Raw genomic sequence first — 17,613 nt, 5'->3', positions numbered from 1 at the left:
CCGCTGAGTTCGAAGGCTGACGCTCATGGCCGGGACGGCTCGGCTCGACTGGTCAGGCCGAGTCACCCGTCACGCCCGCCGACGCCGCCGTCCGGGACAGGGCCGGGGCCAGCCAGCGGTTGAGGAGGGTGCGGAGTCGGGTCTCGTCCTGTGGTGGCTCACCGGGGTGCTGGAGCAGTGAGGTCAGGAGCCGCATGATCATCTCGGCGAGGCCGTCGAGGTCCTTGTCGCCGACGCCCGCGGCGGCCCAGTCGACGGGGAAGCGCCGCAGCATCCTGGCGCCGTAGCCGATGGTGTCACTGGTGGTGGCGCCGCGGCCGAAGGCGGTGGTGTCGCCGAGTTGCAGCAGAAGGCTCAGGCGTGGCTCGGTGGGGATGGTCCGTACGCAGAAGACCATGCCCTCGACGACGGCTTCGGCCGGTTCCGTGATGCCTTGCAGGTGCGCGATCATCAGGTCGACGAACGACTCGGCGCCCTGGGCCGCCACCTCGGCGACGATGTCGCTGAGTCGCCCGAAGTGGCGGTACACGGTCTGGCGGGTGACGCCGAGTTCGGCCGCGACGTCGGACAGGGTCGTTTTCGTGACGCCGTGCCGGTCGACGCAGCGGGCGGTCGCGTCGATGATCCGCTGCCGTGCCTCCGCGTCCGATGCGGGAGGTCGGCCTCCCCAGCCGTGGTGCCCCATTGCCTCAGGATCGCACAGGCTCCACGGCCGGTTGGGGCCTGGTTGCGCGGAGTGCGGCCACGACCAGGCCGGTCGCGGCGACGGCGCACAGAGCGGTGTACCAGAGGCTGCCGACCGGTGTGCCCTGCTCGGTGACGCCGCTGGACGCATCGACGTAGGCGGGCAACGCGACCAGCCAGAGCACGACATGGACGACGAGGTACAGCGCCGGATACGTCCTCGCGAACCCCGGCGACGCGGCAGCAACCGGCATCGGCTGCGAACGGCGCGCACGCCACGCGTCCGCGAGCAGGTAGAGGCCGACGATCCAGACGAGGGCGATCTCGACGCCGAGGATGGCTCGCTGGATGCCGAGTTGGTCCCCGCCCGCGAAGAGGTTGCTGGGCACACCGGCGATGCCCATCGCCAACGGTGTCAGGACACCGGCGGCGACGGTGCGCAGGCCGATCTGCCGGCCGGTGAGCGTGGCACGGCCGTCCCGTGCGCCGACAAACCGTACGACGAGGTAGGTCATCGCGCCGAAGGACACCGACGCGAACAGGAACATGCTGTTCATCGGGACCGAGGCGAGCGCCGGTTCGTTGATCATCGTGTTGCCGGGATTCCAGGCCCACCACTTCAGCTGCGGCCCGAGCTGATCGAAGATCTCGTAGAACACCTGGCAGACGAACGCGACGGCCAGCGACCCGGCGACCGGACCGGAAAGGCGGCCGCGCCGGGTGAAGCCGCCCAGGGCGCGGACGAGTTCGTAGGCGAGCTGCGACAGCGCCGGATAGAACGCCACGATGTACAGCGGCAGCCGGTCGTACATGAACTGCACGGTGAACACGTTGTGGGAGAAGATGAAGCCGACGTACTCCTGGAGCCCGAACCAGCTCGGGAAGTAGAGCGGCGGCTCGATCACCGCCAGGTAGACGACCGAGGCGAACCACAGCGAGATGTTGACCGGGTCGCCGTCGCGGCGCCACCGTCGCCAGGCGTGGACGAAGGCGAACACCGCCCCACCGATGACGAGCAGTTCCAGGTACGGCATGGTGCCGCTCTCCAGGCCGAACGGGTTGCGGAAGTCCACGATCGGAGCCGCGTCATGGCACGAGAAGCCGAGCCCTTCCGCGAGGCGCTCGGCCGCGGAGTCGCATGAGTAGCCCATTCGTCACTCCTCCAGTCGGTTCCGGTTGGTTCCAGTCGGTTCGGGGCGATTCCAGTCGGTCGGCGGTGGTGTCTCAGTCGTTGACGAGGTCGGTCTCGGTGGCGGGCGAACGGTTCTCGTAGGTCCGGGAGTTGGCCTTCGTGATGCCGGTGAAGTCGGTTCCGGGCGGGTCCTGTTGGTCGTCGAAGCCGTGGGGAACGACCGTGCGGCCGCGCAGCTCGCGCACCTTGTAGCGCGCGATACGGAGCCAGAAGCGCGGGTCGGTGGCCATCTCCCGCAGCGACTTGTCGAGGTTGAAGACGGCGGTGAACGTCCGGTCCACGTAGTCGTCCTCGCGGCTCGTGGCGGTGGTCGCGTTGAAGACCGGCCAGCTCATGCGTGCAGCGATCCTGCGGCGCCAGCCGGGGACGACTTCGGTGCCGGTCGCGAAGTCGTAGGCCTGGTCGCGCGCCATCGCGAGCATCCAGGGCACGTCGAGCGACTCCTTCTGCCGATCGAGGAACTCGCGGAAGAAGGTGCCGTCGAGGGTGTCGCGGGCGCGCAGCAGCTCGGCGAGGATGAGCGCGGAACGGGCCGCCGAGCTCATGCCCTGGGCGTAGAACGGATTGAACGCGCAGATGGAGTCACCGACACTCACCAGGCCGAGGGGCGGCCGGTCCAGCAGGTCGAAGCGGCGCCACTTGTTTCCGGTCGAGCGGGTCAGGTGCACTTCGGACGTGGGCGTGCTGTCGTGCATCGCCCGCCCGAAGGCCGCCGCCCGCACACGGTCCGCCGCGGCCTCGAACGTGTCCACGTCGCGCGGCATCCGCAGGCCCCACGCCCCCATGCACACGATGGCCCGATCACCCTCGATCGGGAAGAAGTTGCTGAGGAACTCGTGCTCCTCGGGGTGGCCGCCGGTGTCCTGGGTCGGGGTGACGACCAGGTGCTTCCACCACCACGACGCGGGACGCCGGTCGGCGGGCGGCAGGTCGTACCACCGTGAGGTGTAGGTGACCTTGGCGTCGAGGGTCCTCTCCTCGGCCGCCGGCCACCCCGCCCCACTCAGCCAGTCCGCCACGGAGGAGCCCCGCCCCAGCGCGTCGACGACGAGCTCGGCGTCCAGCGAACCCGAGCCGTCCTCCGTACGGAACTCAACTCCTGCTACGCGCCCGGGTGTTGTGTCGCCCACGCTGGTACGCAGTCCGGTGACGGCCACGCCCTCGCGGATCTCGATGGCAGGGAGCTCACGGACCTTGTCGCGCAGGACCCGCTCGATGAGCACGCGGGAGCTGTAGACCATCGTCATCGAACTGGACTTGCGCGCGGCCCAGCCGTCGTTCTCGCAGTACGCCGCGTCCAGCGACGGCATCAGGAGCATGCCGCCGGCGGCGATCAGCGCGTCCTCGAAGCCGGGGAAGATCTCACCGATCGCGCGGCGCCCGGAGTTGAGCAGGAAGTGCGGGTGCTTGCTCTGCGGTACACCGCGTCGATGCTCGGCGTCCGGCGGGAGTTGGTCCCGTTCCAGGACGATCACCTTGTCGAAATGGCGCGCGAGCGCACCCGCGGCGCACAGTCCCGCGACGCTGCCACCGAGCACCACGGCGGTCTTTCCCTGCATGGCCCCTCCATTCATACATGCTGTGACTGAATGTATGATTGACGGGAGGGGAAGCTAACAGCTGCACCTCGAAGGCGCCAGGCTTTCCGCGGGAGTTCGATGTCGATCCGTCCGGCCGACTCCTTACGTCGTGAGCCCCCGACGAGAGGTCCGGAACGTCGGACCCACTTGCCGGGGGCTTACGAGAGAGTCGGGCCGGAGGTGGCTCAGTTGTGCTCTTCGTCGATGGTGACTGCGGCGCCGTTGTACAGCTTGACGACGACCCGCACGCCGCCCTTCTTCGCCGCGGCCTCGAGCTCGCCCTCGGTGCAGCGCTTGTTGTCGCCGTTCTCGCCGCAGATCCAGCCGTTGCCGTTGATGGTCGTGGCGGTGGCGCTGAAGAACGAGCTGGTGTTCCCGTCGCTGTCGACCAGGGAGTACTTGCCCGGGGCCAGGTAGCCGAGTTCCCCGGAGCGCGTGCCGCTCGGCTTGACGGTGTCCGAGTCGTCGCCACCGCTGCTGGAGTGGTCCTCGACGATGCTGACCGCCGTGCCGTTCTTGACCTTCACCGTGGCGGGTACGCCCTTCCTTGCCGCGGCTTCGAGTTCCTTCTCGGTGCACGGCGTGGCGGCCTGGCCCTCGGCGTCGCCGCAGATGCGGCCGGCACCCTGGATGTTGGTGTCGGTCGAGGTGAAGAACGCCTGCTCGGTGTCCTTCAGATCGCTGACGGTGTACTTGCCGGGCGCCAGGTAGGAGACGGTGCCGAACCAGGTTCCGCTCACGCCCTTGCCCTGCGACGTCCCCCCGGAACCGGAACCGCTGCCGGCCTGCGACTCCGTGCTGCCGCCCGCGGAACCCGCGTCGTCGGCTCCGGACTTGTCCTTCGCATCCGAGGCCGCGGTCGACGACCCGGAACTGCTCGACGCGTCGCCCCCGTCCGCGCCGCCCTGGCAGGCCGTGAGCAACGTGGTCGTGGCCATCAGAGCGGCGGCGGTGAGGACGGCCTTGCGGCGGTGGTTGCGAAACATGATGTGGTTCCCCCGTTGATGTATGGATGTGCGGTCGGTCGGCCGGTCGGGCCGTTCCCTTGTTCGATCTTGAGCCTGCCTGACCGGATGTGTTCGGGGGAAGCGCAGTTACGAGGTGATGACGATCTGCGCGTGCCGCTGAGACACCGCAACACCCTGTCGTTGAGGGGGTGTTCGCGCATCCAGAGCCACCGCTGCCGGGCGGGGGCAGGTGAACGTGCTCCCGGTCCCGACCCCGGCCCCGGTCAGCTCTGCGTCACCGTTCCCGCCTTGCGCCGCGAGGCGGCCAGCAGGCCCAGCGGCACCAGCGCCAGAAGGGCGAGGATCATGCCGGTCAGCGGCGGCCCCTGCAGGGACAAGGCGGAGGTGAGGGCGGCGCCCCCGAGCCAGGAGCCGAGGGCGATGCCGACCTGGAACGCGGACGTGGCCAGCGCCATGGGCAGGGCCCGGCCGGCTCCGGCGACGCGGACCACCTCACCGACCACGACCGGATTGGTCGCGAAGCCGGCGGCGCCGAGCAGCACGACCAGGACCACGGCGAGAACGCTGCTGGTCGCCCACAGGGTGATCGCGGCCAGGATCGCGGCTGTAGCCGCGGTGGCGGGGATGAGGGTGCCGTAGGGCTTGCTGTCGCCGCGGCGGCCGCCGAGCGTGGTGCCGGCCAGCGCGCCGGCGCCGAAGCCGAGCATGGCCAGTGGTACCGCCGCCTCGGCGAGGCCGGCGCGGTCGGTCAGCAGCGGGGCGACGTAGCTGTAGGCGGCCATGACGCCGCCCTGGATGAGCGCGATGGCCAGGTAGACCAGCCACAGGCGCGGGTGCTTGAGCGAGGCCGTCTCGGCGCGCAGCGTGCCGTCGGCCCCACCACGGTCGGCGGGCAGCCGGCGCACGATCACAGCGGCGGCGATCACGGCGAGGGCGGCGAGCACCCAGAAGGGGGTCTGCCAGCCGGACAGCTGGCCGGCGGCGGTGCCCAGGGGCACGCCGACGACGTTGGCGAGGGTGGTGCCGCCGACCATGACGCCCATGGCGCGGGTGCCGGCGGCCGGGCCCGCGGCGGCGGTCGCGATCACCGCGCCCACGGCCCAGAAGGTGCCGTTGCCCAGCGCCGCGGCGAACCGGCCCACCATGGCGAGCCCCAGGCCGGAGCTCAGGGCGCCGACGACGTGGCCGGCGGCGAAGACGAGCAGTGCGGCGATCAATGCGTTGCGGCGTGGCAGGCGCAGGGTGGCCAGGGACATCACCGGGGCGCCGATCATCATGCCGACGGCGAAGATGGTGATCAGCATTCCGGCGCTGGACACGGTCACCCCGAGGGCGCCGGAGAGCTGCGGCAGCAGGCCGGTGACGATCATCTCGCTGGTGCCCATGATGAAGGTGATGGCACCCAACAGCCATACCACCGGCGGCAGTTTGACCTTCTCTGTGAGGACGGGCGCGCTGCCGTCGTGCTCCGGCGAAGTGCCGGCTGTGGGGCCTTGCCCGGTGGTGGGGGAGGGGGACGCGGCGGAAGTCACCGAGGGTCCTTTCGATCGGACGGCACGCGCGGCGGGCGCTGGAGAGCGACCGGGGGCGGACGTGCCGTGGGGACGTACCGGCGGGGGCGTGAACACCCCGCCGAGATCTACGGAACCAGTCGCGGCGGGCGGCAAACAGTCACGTTCGTGAGGGGTAACGGCAGGGCACCCCTCCGCGCCGAGGCGGGACGGGGTTCGGCGTCAGCCCTCGGCGCCGGACTGCTCCGCGGCCGTTTCCTGCCGTTGGGTGGCGGCCCAGCTGGCCAGGAGCCGCAGGGCGTCGGCGGCGGGTGTCCCGGGATCGGCGCTGTAGACGGTGATGGACAGGCCGTCGTCACCGGGCAGGTCCAAGGTCTCGTGGACCAGCTCCATCTCGCCCACCGCCGGATGCAGGAACCGCTTCGTGCCCTCGGTGAAGACGTGCACGTCCTGCGCGCCCCACATGGTGCGGAAGGCGTCACTGCGGGTCGACAGCTCACCGATCAGGTTCGACAGCTCACGGTCGTAGGGGTTCTTGGCGACCTCGACCCGCAGCACCCCCACGCCTTCGCGGGCCACCCGTTCCCAGTCGGGGTAGAGGCGGGTGGCCCGCGGGTCGAGGAAGACGAACCGGCAGGTGTTGACCGGCTCGGTCGCGGTCGCGAACAGCTCGCAGTGCAGGGCCCGCGCAAGCGGATTGGCGGCCAGGATGTCCATACGGTTGTTGCGTACGTACGCGGGCTGGTCGTGCAGGCCCTCGACGATGCGCAGCACACTGGGCCGAACGGTCGCCCTCTTCGAGCGGCGCCGGCCGCGCGCCGGGCTGCTGCCGGCCGTCCGCGCCAGGGCGTACAGGTGGTCCCGCTCGGTGTCGTCCAGGCGCAAGGCCTGAGCGAGGGCGTCCAGGACGCTGTCGGAGGCCCCCGCGAGATTGCCGCGCTCCATGCGCGTGTAGTACTCGACGCTCATCCCGGCGAGCATCGCGACCTCTCCCCGGCGCAGCCCGGGCACCCGCCGCTGCCCGTACACGGGCAGACCCGCCTGCTCCGGGGTGATCCTGGCGCGGCGCGATTTCAGGAATGCACTGACTTCTTGCCGGTTGTCCATGCGGCCAGCGTAAGGAGACGCCGCCGAAGGTGGGGGACCCTGTCGTTACCCCCCACGGCAGATGTTCCATGGTGGGGGTCGACGTCGTCGGCTGTGGTGGTCAGGGCATGGGGACGAGCACGCCGGGAAGACTGCCGGCCTTCACCGCGGCCTCATCGATGGACAGGCCGCAGTAGGTGCCGACGGCGGTGAACACCGCCGTCGGCAATTACGGGCCGTGCTCCTCGTGGTACGCCACGGCTACGCTGTCACAGGGGTTCTTCTCCGGCTCGTGGGCTCTTACGCTCGCGCGGTGAGTGATGTGGTGCTGGCCTGCGCAGTCGCGGTCGCCGGATGCGTGCAGTGGCTGACCGGGATGGGCTTCGCACTGGTCGCCGTGCCCGCCCTGGTGCTTCTACTCGGCCCGAATGACGGGGTACTGCTCGCCAACTGCGCCGCGGGAGTGGTCAGTTGCGCGGGCCTGGCGGGCGGCTGGCGCCGGGTGCGACTGCGGGCGATGGCGCCGTTCGTCGCCGCGTCCGTGTGCACGGTGCCGGTGTGCACCTGGGCGGCGGCCCGGCTGCCGGAACCCGTCCTGATGGTCGTGCTCGGTTCCCTGGTCTGCCTCGCCGTCGGCCTGGTCGCGCGGGGACTGCGGCTGCCCGCCCTCGGCGGCACGGGCGGGGCGCTCGCCGCCGGCGGCGCGGGCGGATTCATGAACGCGGCGGCCGGCGTCGGCGGACCCCCGATGTCCCTGTACGGGGTGAACGCGGGCTGGTCCATGCGCGAGTTCGTGCCGAACGCCCAGTTCTACGGCGTCGTGGTGAACGTCGTCTCGGTCGCCGCCGGAGGCCTGCCGGGGCTCGACCGACGGGCCTGGTGGGTGGCGGGCGCGGCCCTCACCGCCGGTGCCCTCGTGGGCTGGGGCCTGGCCGGGCGGGTCCCCGAGCGCGCTGTCCGGGTGATGGTGCTCGGCCTCGCCGTGGCGGGCGGCGCCTTGGCCGTGGGCAAGGGGCTGTGGGGCCTCTAGGGCTGGTTGCGAAAGTGCCTGCTGTGGCGTGGTGAATCGCAGTGATGGATGCACGAGCTCGTCAGGAGTTGCTCCACCCGGTTGTCCTGGAATACGAGTCGAGCAGGTCCACCACGAAGACCAGGGTCGAGCCCGCCGGGATCAACGGCGAGGGCGACTGGTTGCCGTAGCCGAGACGCGGGGGAACGATGATCTCGCGCCGACCGCCGACCTTCATCCCCCTCACCCCGCGGTCCCAGCCCTTGATGGCCTTGCCACCGCCCACGGCGAACTTGAACGGCTCGCCCCGGTCCCAGGAGGCGTCGAACTCCTTCCCGGACGCGAAGGTCACCCCGACATAGTGGACCCTGACCACCATGCCCGGCTTCACCTCGGCCCCGTCCCCGACGACCAGGTCCCGAATGGTCAGCTCGGTGGGAGCTTCGCCTTCGGGAACGTCGACCTCGGGTTTCGTCAGTTCACTCATTGCCGCCTCATCACTCTCCGTCGGGGGACCTGCAGGGGTCGGCCGGACCCATGGCCTCCCATGGCCTCCCATGGACACCCCGTGCAGTAGATGGCCACGCTACCGAGGATGCCGATCCACGGAGCACGCCGAATCCGGCGACCACCTTGGTGGCCGGCTTCATGAGCCTGGTCGACGTGACGATCGTGGCGGTGGCACCCGCTGGACATCGCGCCCTGGGTGGCCGCGCCGGTGCTCTTCATCGGCGGCGTGGGCCGGTGCACTCGCGGCAGGCCTGACTTCGGTGTTGTCCTTGCGGAGGCGGGTGCCTCACACGCCACTGTGGGTCCTGCGCACACACTCCGCGACCACCTCCCGCAGGCTGCCCGTACGCCGGAAGGCCTCGCGTTGCAGGCGGGTGCCGTTGCCGTCGCGCAGCAGCCGGGACACCAGTGCCTGGGCCTCTTCGAAGTCACCGGCGTCCTCCAGCGCGGGCCGCACGTGTTCCAGGAGCGAGTCCACGGCGGTCCGGGCCGGTACGGGCTGCATCAGCAGGGGGCTCACGAGCTGATCGTCGAGGCCCGAGCGGCCTGCGCGCCAGGCCGCGAGGCGCAGGAGCGCCACGGGGTGGTCGGCAGCGGGTTCGCCGGAGCGCCACTCGCGTGCCGCCGTCTCGACCAGACCACGTACCAACATGGCGAGCAGAACGGTCGTCGACGGTTCGAGACACACATCGGCGACGCGCACCTCGACGGTCGGGTGGGCGGCCGACAGCCGGGCGTCGAAGTAGACCATGCCCTCGTCCCGTACGACACCGGTGGCGACCATGGACTCGACCTGGCGGTGGTACGCGGCGGCGTCGTCGAAGAGTTCCACCGGCCCCGCGGACGGCCAACGCCCCCACACCCGGCTGCGATAGCTGCTGTACCCGGAGTCCTTGCCCTGCCAGAACGGCGAGTTGGCGCTCAGCGCGACGAGCACCGACAGCCAGGGACGGATCCGGTTCAGCACGGCGACGCCCTCTTCGTCCGAGTCGACTGACACATGGACGTGGCAGCCGCAGGTGAGCTGCTCCTGCGTGGTCAGGCCGAACTCCTCCGCCAGCCACTGGTGACGTGCACCGGTACCCACGGTGGGACTCACCGGGAGCGGGGACGTGGCAAGAGCGGCGGCCGCGCAGCCCAGCTTCTCCGCGTGATCGGTGGCGGCCCTGCGGCACTGGGCGATGTCCACGGCGAGATCCGACGTCGCCTCGTGCGGGCTGGTGGCGAACTCCAGCTGCTCGCGGTGCAGTTCGGCCTCGAAGGCCTCATCGCCCTCGCGGGCGGCGACCGCCATGACCGCGCTCGACATGGCGCGTGCCTCGCCGGTGTCACGGTCGACGAGCAGCAGTTCCTCTTCCACCCCGACACTGCGCATGCGGCACGTTCCTTTCAGGTAACCGGCGCACGATCGGCCCTGTGCCGGTGCGTGAACAGTTCTCTCCGCGTGCCCAACGAACGAGCCGCTATGTCCGTTCGGAGCGGGGGCGGGAGGGTGGTCGTCTGAACCGTCAGGCAGCCTGCTGACTCTCGGTGATGTCAGGTGCCGCGTACTCCCGTACCTGGGCACAGCTGCGGCTGATGAGGCGGGAGATGTGCATCTGGGAGACGCCCATTTCCTGGGCGATGTGGGACTGCGTCATGTCCTCGAAGAAGCGCATGTAGAGGATGGAGCGCTCACGTTCCGGGAGTGTCCGTAGGCCTTCCTTGGCTGCTTCCCGGTCGGCGACCAGATCGTACTCGGGCTCCTCCTGGCCGAGCGTGTCGGCGAGACTAATTCCGTCCCCTCCGTCCTGGGACGAGCCGAGTTCGGCGTCCAGGGACAGGCTGCTGTAACTCTCCAGCGCCTCCATGCCCCGGCGGACCTCGTCCAGGGTCAGCCCGGCCCGGGCCGCGATCTCCTCCAGGTCGGGTTCGTGGCGGTGATCGGGCTCGTCGAGCAGGTCCCGGCGGGCGACACGGACCTTGTTGCGCAGGTCCTGGACGCGCCGCGGGACGCGTACGTCCCAGGTGTGGTCACGGAAGTGGCGGCGCAGCTCACCGGTGATCGTGGGAACCGCGTACGCCTCGAAGGCTCCGCGCCCGGGTTCGTAACGTTCGACGGCCTTCACGAGGCCCAGAGCCGCGACCTGGTTCAAGTCATCGGGATTCTCACCCTTGTTGCGGTACCGGCCGGCCAGGCGGCGTGCCATGGGCAGCCAGGCCTCCACCAACTGCTCGACCAGTGTGTCCCGTTCGCGTCCTTCGGGTGTGTTCGCGAGCCGGAGAAAGTCCTGTTCGGTGTCAGGGGCATCGTCGTGCACGTGACGTGTGGCCATGGTTCGCTCCTCATCGTCGCGGTCAGCAAGATGACCAGGGGCCGATCAACACCCGTTGCGGGTGGCTCGTACTCCTGGAGCGAGCCTGTTTTCCCAAGCTCGTGCTCGTTGTGTCCTCGACCCTACAAAAGAGCGGGCGGTGTCGACCACCGGGCAGGTCAGCGGCCCGCCCACTCCGCAATGGCCGGTGCGATGCGTTCGAGAGGCAGAACGAGGTCGACGAGGCCCGTGTTGATCGCCGATTGGGGCATGCCCTGAAACGCGGCGGTGTCCGGGTCCTGCACGATGACGGTGCCGCCGTGTGCCTTGACGGCGGAGACACCTTGGGCGCCGTCGCCGTCGGAGCCGGTCAGCACGCAGGCGATGACGCCCCGCCCGAAGGCTGTCGCCGCCGATTCGAACAGTGGATCGGCGGCCGGGCGGGCGTAGTTCACCCGCTCTTCGCCCGTCAGGAACAGTCTCCTGCCGTCCTGCCGTACGCACAGGTGCCGGTCGGGTGGAGCGATATGAACGACTCCCGCACGCAAGGGCCCGTTCCGGGCCAGCTCGACCTCGAGCGCGGTCGCACGGGACAGCACAGGAACGATCTGTGTCTCGCGGCCGCGGCGCAGGTGTTGCGCGACCAGCACGGTCACCGGCAGCTCGGGGTCAAGGCCGCCCAGCAGCGTCCGCAGGCCCTCCACGCCACCGGCCGAGGAGGCCACCACCACGACCGCTCGGTAGTCACGGGCGTTCGCCGAAGATGCGCGGTTCACGGCAGCGGGGTCCCGGGCGGGCTCTGGTCCTGTGGCTTTCCGGGGTCGGGCATGAGGGCTCCGGTGGGTGTTGGGCTGGTCAGCGGCCGACGCGCAGGCACCGGTGCGGGGTTCGACTGCAACGCGGCGGACAGGCCCGAGTGGCTGCCCTCCGCACGACCCGCTCCGTATGACACGACCCGCTCCGAACACGTTGTCCTCCACCGCCACCATGGCAGTCTTCGCCCGGCCCCGCAGCCCGTATTCCGCTAGGCCGGCTCGTGGAGGAGTGCCCAGGGCGGGGCGTTGCATGCGGAACGCGTCGAGATCGGCGGCTGCCGAACCGTTGCCACGCCCTCGATGCCCGATCCGCAGCTCCTGGGGCACGCCTCAGGAGGGCACACCGTCATGCCGAGATGCGGGACAGGATCGCCTCCAGGCCGAAGGTGAAGCGCTCGTCGAAGTTCTGTCGGAGGTGGGGCAGGACTCGTTGCAGGGACGGGTGTGCGGCGGGGTCGACGGCCTGGTCGAGACGTTCGTCGCCTTCTTCGGGGGCGGCCTGTTCCTCCTGGGTCAGGCCGAGGGTGAAGTAGTTGACCGTCCAGGTCGTCCATGCCGCCTGGCGCTCGTCGGCACCGGCTTCCAGGAACGCGTCGACGAGGCGGTCGGCGAAGCGCAGCGTGTGCGGCTCTGCTGAATAGGTGCCGGTGACCAGGGCGGCGCCGTCGCGGTGGGCGAGCAGCGTGCGCCGGTAGCGGCCGGTCAGTTCGCGGGCACGTTCCAGAGGGGCGTCGGGCAGGTCGTCGTAGCCGATGTCGGCGAGGACGGCGTCGGCCATCAGTTCCAACATTCGCGCCTTGGTCTTCACGTGCCACAGCACCGTGTTCATCCGCACCCCGAGGCGGTCGGCGACCGCCCGGGTGGAGAGGCCGTCAAGGCCACGCTCGTCCAGTACCTGGAGCGCGGCATCGATCACGGCGGTGCGTGTGAGCTGGCCTGCCGCGTCTTCCCTGGCTTGCTTCTTGGTCACTGACCTAGTTTACTCCAGCTCAATCATTGGTCACCGACCAAGAGTGTGTTTCGAGGGAGAGAAGGACCATGGACTACCAAGTTGTCGTCGCAGGCGCCGGGCCCGTGGGCCTGTGGCTCGCCGGCGAACTGCGCCGCACGGGAGTCACCGTCGCCGTGATCGAGCCCCGCCTCGAACGCGACTCCCGCTCCCGCGCCCTGACCGTGCACCCCCGCACCATCGAGACCTTCGCCTCCCGCGGCGCGCACCAGCCCTTCGTGAGCGAGGGCATACCGCTGCCCGGCGGCCACTTCGGCGGCCTCGACTCCCGTCTGGACTTTCGTCATCTGCCGAGCCCCTTCCCGTACACCCTCGCCCTGCCTCAAGAGCGCACCGAGGCACTGCTGGAGGGCCAGGCCCTCGACCTGGGCGCGCACATCCTGCGCGGACACGAGGTCACCGGGTTCACCGAGCACACCGACCACATCGCCGTGCACACCACCGGACCGCACGGGCCCGCCACCCTCCAGGCGGCCTACCTGGTCGGCTGCGACGGCGCCCGCAGCACCGTGCGCTCCGAGGCCGGTATCGATTTCCCCGGCACCCCCTCCACCGTGCTCGGCTGGCTCGGCGACGTGGTCCTGGACGACCCGCCCGCCCCCGGCTACAGCTACTTCGGCCCCGAGGGCGCCCTCATGGTCGTCCCCATGCCCGGCGGCATCCACCGCCTGGTCGGCATCACGCCCCGCGACCTCGTCACCACCTGGCCCGGCGACCTCACCCTGGACGAACTGCGCGAGAACGTCATCGCCATCGCCGGCACCGACTTCGGCCTGCGCGACCCGGTCTGGCTCTCCCGCTACGGCAACGCCACCCACCTCGCCGACCAGTACCGCAAGGGCCGCGTCTTCCTCGCAGGCGACGCCGCTCACCAGCACTTCCCGGCCGGCGGCGTCGGCATGAACGTCGGCATCCAGGACGCCGCCAACCTCGCCTGGAAGCTCGCCGCCACCCTCAACGGCTGGGCCCCCAGCGGCCTGTTGGACACCTACCACGCCGAACGCCACCCGGTCGGCGTCGACCTCACCACCACCAGCCGCGCCCAAGTCGCCCTGATGACTGCCTTCACCCCCGAAGGGCTCGACCTGCGCGGCCTGCTCGCCCGACTGATCGCCAACTTGCCCAACCTCAACGACCACTTGGCGACCCAGGTCAGTTCACTCGCCGTCACCTACCCGCCCGCCGCCCCCGACGCACACCCGCTGACCGGCACCCGCGCCCCGGACCTCCGGATCGGCGACACCGGCCTGTTCGCCCTGCTGCGCGCCGACCGCTACCTGCTGCTGGACCTCACCGGCAGCGGACGTCTCACCGGGTACGCGCGCCCCGGACTGCACGTCCACGTCGGCACCCCGGACCAGCCTCCGGCCGACTTCGCCGACGTCCGCGCCGCCCTCGTCCGCCCCGACGGCCACATCGCCTGGGCGAGCACCGCCCACAACGACACCGCCCTCACCGGCAGCCTCACCGCGACCCTGGCCGCCACCCACCGGAAGTGAGCCGCACCGCACATGTCGCTCAGCCCGACGTCCGCGTCTCCAACTCGCTGAGCTCCGCGGTGAATTGTGCGCCGGCGAGCAGCGCCAGGTTGGACAGCCACAGCCAGATGAGGAAGACCACGGCGCCCGCCAGCGATCCGTAGAGCCTGCTGTAGGCGCTCAACTCCGAGGTGTAGAAGGCGAATCCGGCGGAGGCGCACAGCCACAGGAAGGCCGCCAGGGCGCCGCCGGGGATGCTGTGGGTACGGACGCGGGCCTGTGCGGGACCGGTACGGAAGACGATGACGACGAGCAGAGCGACCACGCACAGCAGCAGGGGCCAGCGCAGCAGGCTCCAGGCCAAGGAGGCGACGGTGCCGAGGCCGAGGTAGCGGCCCAGTGTCTCGGCGACCGGTCCGGTCATCAGGAGCACCAGGGCGCTGAGGACGAGGATGCCGAGCAGGGCGAGGGCCGTGATCAGGATGCGGTGGGCCTTGTGCCAGGTCGAGCGGCGGTCCGCCACCCGGTGCATGCGGTGGACCGCACGACGGAACACCGCGAGGTAACTGGAGGCCGACCACAGCGCGCTGACCGAGCCGGCGGCCAGCAGCATCCAGGCGGCCGTGCCGTGGTGCAGCGCCCGGGACAACACGTCGTGGAGCTGGGTGCCGGACTGGCCGGGAGCGTACTCGCTGACGTGGGCGATGAATTCCTCGGCCGTCTCCGGGCTGATGAGGCTGAACGCCAGGGAGATGACCAGCAGGGAGGGCAGCACGGTCAGGATCGCGTAGTACGTGAGCGCGGCCGCGGAGTCCGACATGTCGTCGCGCCACATCGACACCGGGGTGCGGCGCAGCGCGGCTCGCCAGGTCCGCACGGAACCGTCACCTCTCGACGGGACGGGGCGTGGGCCGCGTTCGTGCGACGTTCCGTCGAGGGCGTGCGGGTCAGCGGACATGTGGCCTGCGGTGCGAGCGGGCGGAGGGGCGTAGGTGCATGCGGAAACGGTACGGGGTGAGTGTGTCCCCTGTATCGGGGGCAGCCGTCAGTGCGTCTCCGTGAGGGCCTGTTCGTAGGCGGCCTGAAGGAGTTCGGAGGCCCGGGGGCGGTCGGGGTTCGGGCGGGGAATGCCCAGGTGCACCTCGCGGAGTTCGTCCATGAGGTCCTCCCAGAGCTGCGGGCCGCCGTCCTCCAAGAGGCGGGCGCGGACGGTGAGTTCGGGGGTGGTCGGGCGGTGCCGCATTCCCCAGGAACCGAGCGCGGCCATGATGGGGACCGTCTGGATGCCCGCTTCCGTGAGGCTGTAGGTCGCTCGACGCCCTCGTTCGGCCTGCTCCTGCGTGAGGAGGCCGCCGGCGACGAGGGCTTTGAGGCGGCTGCTGAGGATGTTCGACGCGATCCCTTCCTCGGAGCCGCTGAGCAGCTCGCGGAAGTGCCGGCGCCCGCCGAACACCATGTCGCGCAGGACGATGAGGCTCCACTGGTCCCCGAGTGCCTCCACGGCCGCGTTGATCGCACATCCGGACCGCGGTCTGTCTCGCATTACCCACCTCCAGTTGCCCACCTCCAGTGATTGCATTCTGCCATCACCAAGTCTAGGCTCACGCACAGCTAGTGATTGCAATTCGCAATCACATCGCTTCGACGGCAGGAGTCGATGCAATGTCCCGCGTAAGGGTCCACAACTTCGCCATCTCCATCGACGGATTCGCCACCGGCGAAGGGCAGAGTCTCGAAGCCCCGTTCGGCCACGCCGGCGAGCGGCTCCATGAGTGGTTCTTCCCGACCAGGACCTTCCAGCACATGCTGGGCAAGCCGGGTGGGAGCGCTGGTGTCGACGACGCCTTCGCCGGCGCCTGGGATGCCGGCATCGGGGCGGAGATCATGGGCCGCAACAAGTTCGGCGCCCAGCGCGGGCCGTGGGAGAACGAGGACTGGAAGGGCTGGTGGGGGCCCAATCCGCCCTTCCACACCCCGGTGTTCGTCCTGACCCACCACCCGCGCCCCTCGGTGGAGATGGAGGGCGGCACCACATTCCACTTCGTCGACGCCACGCCGCAGGAGGCGCTCCGTCAGGCGCGCGAGGCCGCGGGCGACTTGGACGTGAGGATCGGCGGCGGGCCGACCACGGTCCGCGAGTTCCTCGCCGAAGACCTCGTCGACCATCTGCACATCGTCGTCGTTCCGATCCTTCTGGGCCGTGGCGAGCGCCTGTGGGACGGACTCGAAGGACTCGAGAAGCGCTTCCGGACCGAGTCCGTGACAACGCCTGGCGGCGTCACGCACATGACGTTCACCAGGCCGTAGCGACCGCCCGCGAACGCCGCGCCAAGGGGGCGGCGTTCGTGTTCGTGTTCGGACCAGCGTTCACTCAGGCTGTCGGCGCGAATGCGGTGATGGCGTCGACGAGGGTGGCCGGGGCTTCCAGCGGGATCAGGTGACCGGTGTGCGGGATCACCACGAAGTCGGCTTGGGAGAGGTAGGGCACCAGGTTGTCGCGGAGTACGTCGACGGGCTCCACCTGGTCGTGTTCTCCGGCGACGACGAGTGCGGGCACGCCGACCATGCGGGTGTGCTCGGTAGTGTCCTGCGCGATGCCGCGCAGGCCGGGTGGCCGCGACCAGTTGTGCGACCTTGCCGCCCATTGAATGCCCACCAGGACGTGGTCGGTGACCCCCGCATCGGCGAGCACGGCGAGTGTGTCGTCGGCGAGCTGGCCGAGGGGGTAAGGACCGGGCAGAGCGCTCGAGCGGCTCCACCCGCGGAAGTACGTCACGGCCCGCCAGGCGGTCGTCGACGAGGTCCCAGGTGCGGGCGGAACCACCCCAGTAGTGCAGGAACACCAGGGTCGGGCCGTTCCCCGGCTGACGCCACCCGGGAGCTGGTCGCGTCCCCGGATCTGGCCGCGCACTGGAGCATCCCCGACACCGACTGGCCGTTCGTCGACACGGCGCGCAGCCATCTGCTCCTCGAAGCATCCGCCCCGCCCGGTGACTTCTCGACGGAGCTGCCCGGAATCCTGCTCTCCGCGCTCATCGCGCGGCTGCGCCCACCGCACGCCGAAGCGCGGTCCACACATCCGGTGTTCCGGCTGTTCCGCTCCAGCGTCGAAGCGCACTTCCGGGAACACCACGACGCCGGCTACTACGCCCGCGCCCTGGGATACGCGCCCCGCACCCTCTCCCGAGCGGTGCAGCAGGCCACCGGCCGCACCGCGAAGGCGTACATCGTCGAACGGATCGTCCTGGAAGCCAAACGGCTCCTCGCACACGACCGGCTCAGCGCCGCCCGCTGCGCGGACACACTCGGCTTCCCCGACGCATCCAACTTCTCGGTCTTCTTCCGCAGGGCCACAGGCCAACGCCCGGGCGCGTGGCAGGCGACGACGGCCGGCGAGTAACAGGACGTTCTCCAGCCAGAGTTGACCGTTTGCGGTCCGGGAGTTGATCGGATCGAGTGTCCGCCCGCCGCCCGTAC

Annotated in this window: 16 protein-coding genes and 2 pseudogenes; 4 read left to right on the top strand and 14 right to left on the bottom strand. The window is 70.2% G+C overall.

From position 1 onward, the window contains the following. Positions 1-52 precede the first annotated feature (52 nt). The 6 genes from OHA73_RS04830 to OHA73_RS04805 form a co-directional block, all read right to left on the bottom strand. A complete protein-coding gene (locus OHA73_RS04830) occupies positions 53-685 on the bottom strand; it encodes a TetR/AcrR family transcriptional regulator (protein WP_327654300.1) in 633 nt (210 codons plus the stop codon). A 4-nt stretch (positions 686-689) separates the two neighbouring features. Further along, a complete protein-coding gene (locus OHA73_RS04825) occupies positions 690-1,835 on the bottom strand; it encodes a hypothetical protein (RefSeq protein ID WP_327654299.1) in 1,146 nt (381 codons plus the stop codon). 73 nt (positions 1,836-1,908) lie between these two features. Then, the gene (locus tag OHA73_RS04820) at positions 1,909-3,435 is read right to left on the bottom strand and encodes an FAD-dependent oxidoreductase (RefSeq protein ID WP_327654298.1); all 1,527 of its coding nucleotides are present in this window, start codon (positions 3,433-3,435) and stop codon (positions 1,909-1,911) included. 206 nt (positions 3,436-3,641) lie between these two features. Then, on the bottom strand, positions 3,642-4,442 hold the full coding sequence (locus OHA73_RS04815) for a hypothetical protein (protein WP_327654297.1): 801 nt from the start codon (positions 4,440-4,442) through the stop codon (positions 3,642-3,644). A gap of 245 nt (positions 4,443-4,687) precedes the next feature. After that, positions 4,688-5,956 carry an MFS transporter gene (locus OHA73_RS04810; protein ID WP_327654296.1) on the bottom strand — a complete coding sequence of 423 codons (1,269 nt, stop codon included), beginning with the start codon at positions 5,954-5,956 and terminating at the stop codon, positions 4,688-4,690. Positions 5,957-6,157: 201 nt separating this feature from the next. Then, complete coding sequence (locus OHA73_RS04805) at positions 6,158-7,042, bottom strand: helix-turn-helix transcriptional regulator (protein ID WP_327654295.1); 885 nt, start codon at positions 7,040-7,042, stop codon at positions 6,158-6,160. A 292-nt stretch (positions 7,043-7,334) separates the two neighbouring features. Here OHA73_RS04805 and OHA73_RS04800 point away from each other — a divergent pair, with 292 nt between their 5' ends. Next, positions 7,335-8,051, top strand: a complete 717-nt coding sequence (locus OHA73_RS04800) for a sulfite exporter TauE/SafE family protein (protein WP_327654294.1) — start codon at positions 7,335-7,337, stop codon at positions 8,049-8,051. Between the two features lie 61 nt (positions 8,052-8,112). Here OHA73_RS04800 and OHA73_RS04795 read toward each other — a convergent pair whose 3' ends face one another. The 5 genes from OHA73_RS04795 to OHA73_RS04775 all read right to left on the bottom strand — a co-directional run bounded on the left by OHA73_RS04795 (position 8,113) and on the right by OHA73_RS04775 (position 12,619). Further along, positions 8,113-8,517, bottom strand: coding sequence for an FKBP-type peptidyl-prolyl cis-trans isomerase (locus OHA73_RS04795; RefSeq protein WP_323179645.1), 405 nt, complete (start codon positions 8,515-8,517; stop codon positions 8,113-8,115). Between the two features lie 309 nt (positions 8,518-8,826). Beyond that, complete coding sequence (locus OHA73_RS04790) at positions 8,827-9,915, bottom strand: glutamate--cysteine ligase 2 (protein ID WP_327654293.1); 1,089 nt, start codon at positions 9,913-9,915, stop codon at positions 8,827-8,829. Between the two features lie 133 nt (positions 9,916-10,048). After that, entirely contained in the window at positions 10,049-10,855 is an 807-nt protein-coding gene (locus tag OHA73_RS04785; protein WP_327654292.1) for a SigB/SigF/SigG family RNA polymerase sigma factor, read from the bottom strand. A gap of 158 nt (positions 10,856-11,013) precedes the next feature. After that, entirely contained in the window at positions 11,014-11,610 is a 597-nt protein-coding gene (locus OHA73_RS04780) for a chemotaxis protein CheB (RefSeq protein ID WP_327654291.1), read from the bottom strand. 385 nt (positions 11,611-11,995) lie between these two features. Beyond that, entirely contained in the window at positions 11,996-12,619 is a 624-nt protein-coding gene (locus OHA73_RS04775; RefSeq protein ID WP_327654290.1) for a TetR/AcrR family transcriptional regulator C-terminal domain-containing protein, read from the bottom strand. A gap of 68 nt (positions 12,620-12,687) precedes the next feature. Here OHA73_RS04775 and OHA73_RS04770 point away from each other — a divergent pair, with 68 nt between their 5' ends. Next, complete coding sequence (locus OHA73_RS04770) at positions 12,688-14,157, top strand: FAD-dependent monooxygenase (protein WP_327654289.1); 1,470 nt, start codon at positions 12,688-12,690, stop codon at positions 14,155-14,157. A 19-nt stretch (positions 14,158-14,176) separates the two neighbouring features. Here OHA73_RS04770 and OHA73_RS04765 read toward each other — a convergent pair whose 3' ends face one another. Together OHA73_RS04765 and OHA73_RS04760 are read right to left on the bottom strand one after the other, a co-directional pair. Continuing rightward, entirely contained in the window at positions 14,177-15,094 is a 918-nt protein-coding gene (locus OHA73_RS04765; RefSeq protein ID WP_443063030.1) for a YihY/virulence factor BrkB family protein, read from the bottom strand. 87 nt (positions 15,095-15,181) lie between these two features. Continuing rightward, positions 15,182-15,679: a winged helix-turn-helix transcriptional regulator gene (locus tag OHA73_RS04760; RefSeq protein ID WP_327654288.1), complete on the bottom strand. Its 498-nt coding sequence runs from the start codon at positions 15,677-15,679 to the stop codon at positions 15,182-15,184. Between the two features lie 119 nt (positions 15,680-15,798). On the opposite strand from OHA73_RS04760, the gene OHA73_RS04755 reads away from it, so the two are divergent. After that, positions 15,799-16,443, top strand: coding sequence for a dihydrofolate reductase family protein (locus OHA73_RS04755; RefSeq protein WP_267072003.1), 645 nt, complete (start codon positions 15,799-15,801; stop codon positions 16,441-16,443). A gap of 64 nt (positions 16,444-16,507) precedes the next feature. On the opposite strand, the pseudogene OHA73_RS04750 reads toward OHA73_RS04755, so the two are convergent. After that, a pseudogene (locus OHA73_RS04750) lies at positions 16,508-16,982 on the bottom strand (alpha/beta fold hydrolase). Positions 16,983-17,005: 23 nt separating this feature from the next. Between OHA73_RS04750 and OHA73_RS04745 the strand changes: the two are divergent. Beyond that, positions 17,006-17,536 (top strand): annotated as a pseudogene (locus tag OHA73_RS04745) (helix-turn-helix domain-containing protein); the annotation flags it as partial. Positions 17,537-17,613 lie beyond the last annotated feature (77 nt).

The sequence above is a fragment of the Streptomyces sp. NBC_00483 genome, assembly GCF_036013745.1.
Taxonomy (GTDB): domain Bacteria; phylum Actinomycetota; class Actinomycetes; order Streptomycetales; family Streptomycetaceae; genus Streptomyces.
Note: the sequence above shows the minus strand (reverse complement) of the source record. Positions and strands in the feature narration are given on the sequence as shown.

Excerpts from the sequence above, each read along its gene's own strand:
- OHA73_RS04830 (WP_327654300.1), bottom strand. The coding sequence starts at position 685 with ATGGGGCACCACGGCTGGGGAGGCCGACCTCCCGCATCGGACGCGGAG.
- OHA73_RS04765 (WP_443063030.1), bottom strand. The coding sequence starts at position 15,094 with ATGTCCGCTGACCCGCACGCCCTCGACGGAACGTCGCACGAACGCGGC.
- OHA73_RS04820 (WP_327654298.1), bottom strand. The coding sequence starts at position 3,435 with ATGCAGGGAAAGACCGCCGTGGTGCTCGGTGGCAGCGTCGCGGGACTG.
- OHA73_RS04805 (WP_327654295.1), bottom strand. The coding sequence starts at position 7,042 with ATGGACAACCGGCAAGAAGTCAGTGCATTCCTGAAATCGCGCCGCGCC.
- OHA73_RS04755 (WP_267072003.1), top strand. The coding sequence starts at position 15,799 with ATGTCCCGCGTAAGGGTCCACAACTTCGCCATCTCCATCGACGGATTC.
- OHA73_RS04760 (WP_327654288.1), bottom strand. The coding sequence starts at position 15,679 with ATGCGAGACAGACCGCGGTCCGGATGTGCGATCAACGCGGCCGTGGAG.
- OHA73_RS04785 (WP_327654292.1), bottom strand. The coding sequence starts at position 10,855 with ATGGCCACACGTCACGTGCACGACGATGCCCCTGACACCGAACAGGAC.
- OHA73_RS04770 (WP_327654289.1), top strand. The coding sequence starts at position 12,688 with ATGGACTACCAAGTTGTCGTCGCAGGCGCCGGGCCCGTGGGCCTGTGG.
- OHA73_RS04795 (WP_323179645.1), bottom strand. The coding sequence starts at position 8,517 with ATGAGTGAACTGACGAAACCCGAGGTCGACGTTCCCGAAGGCGAAGCT.
- OHA73_RS04825 (WP_327654299.1), bottom strand. The coding sequence starts at position 1,835 with ATGGGCTACTCATGCGACTCCGCGGCCGAGCGCCTCGCGGAAGGGCTC.
- OHA73_RS04815 (WP_327654297.1), bottom strand. The coding sequence starts at position 4,442 with ATGTTTCGCAACCACCGCCGCAAGGCCGTCCTCACCGCCGCCGCTCTG.
- OHA73_RS04790 (WP_327654293.1), bottom strand. The coding sequence starts at position 9,915 with ATGCGCAGTGTCGGGGTGGAAGAGGAACTGCTGCTCGTCGACCGTGAC.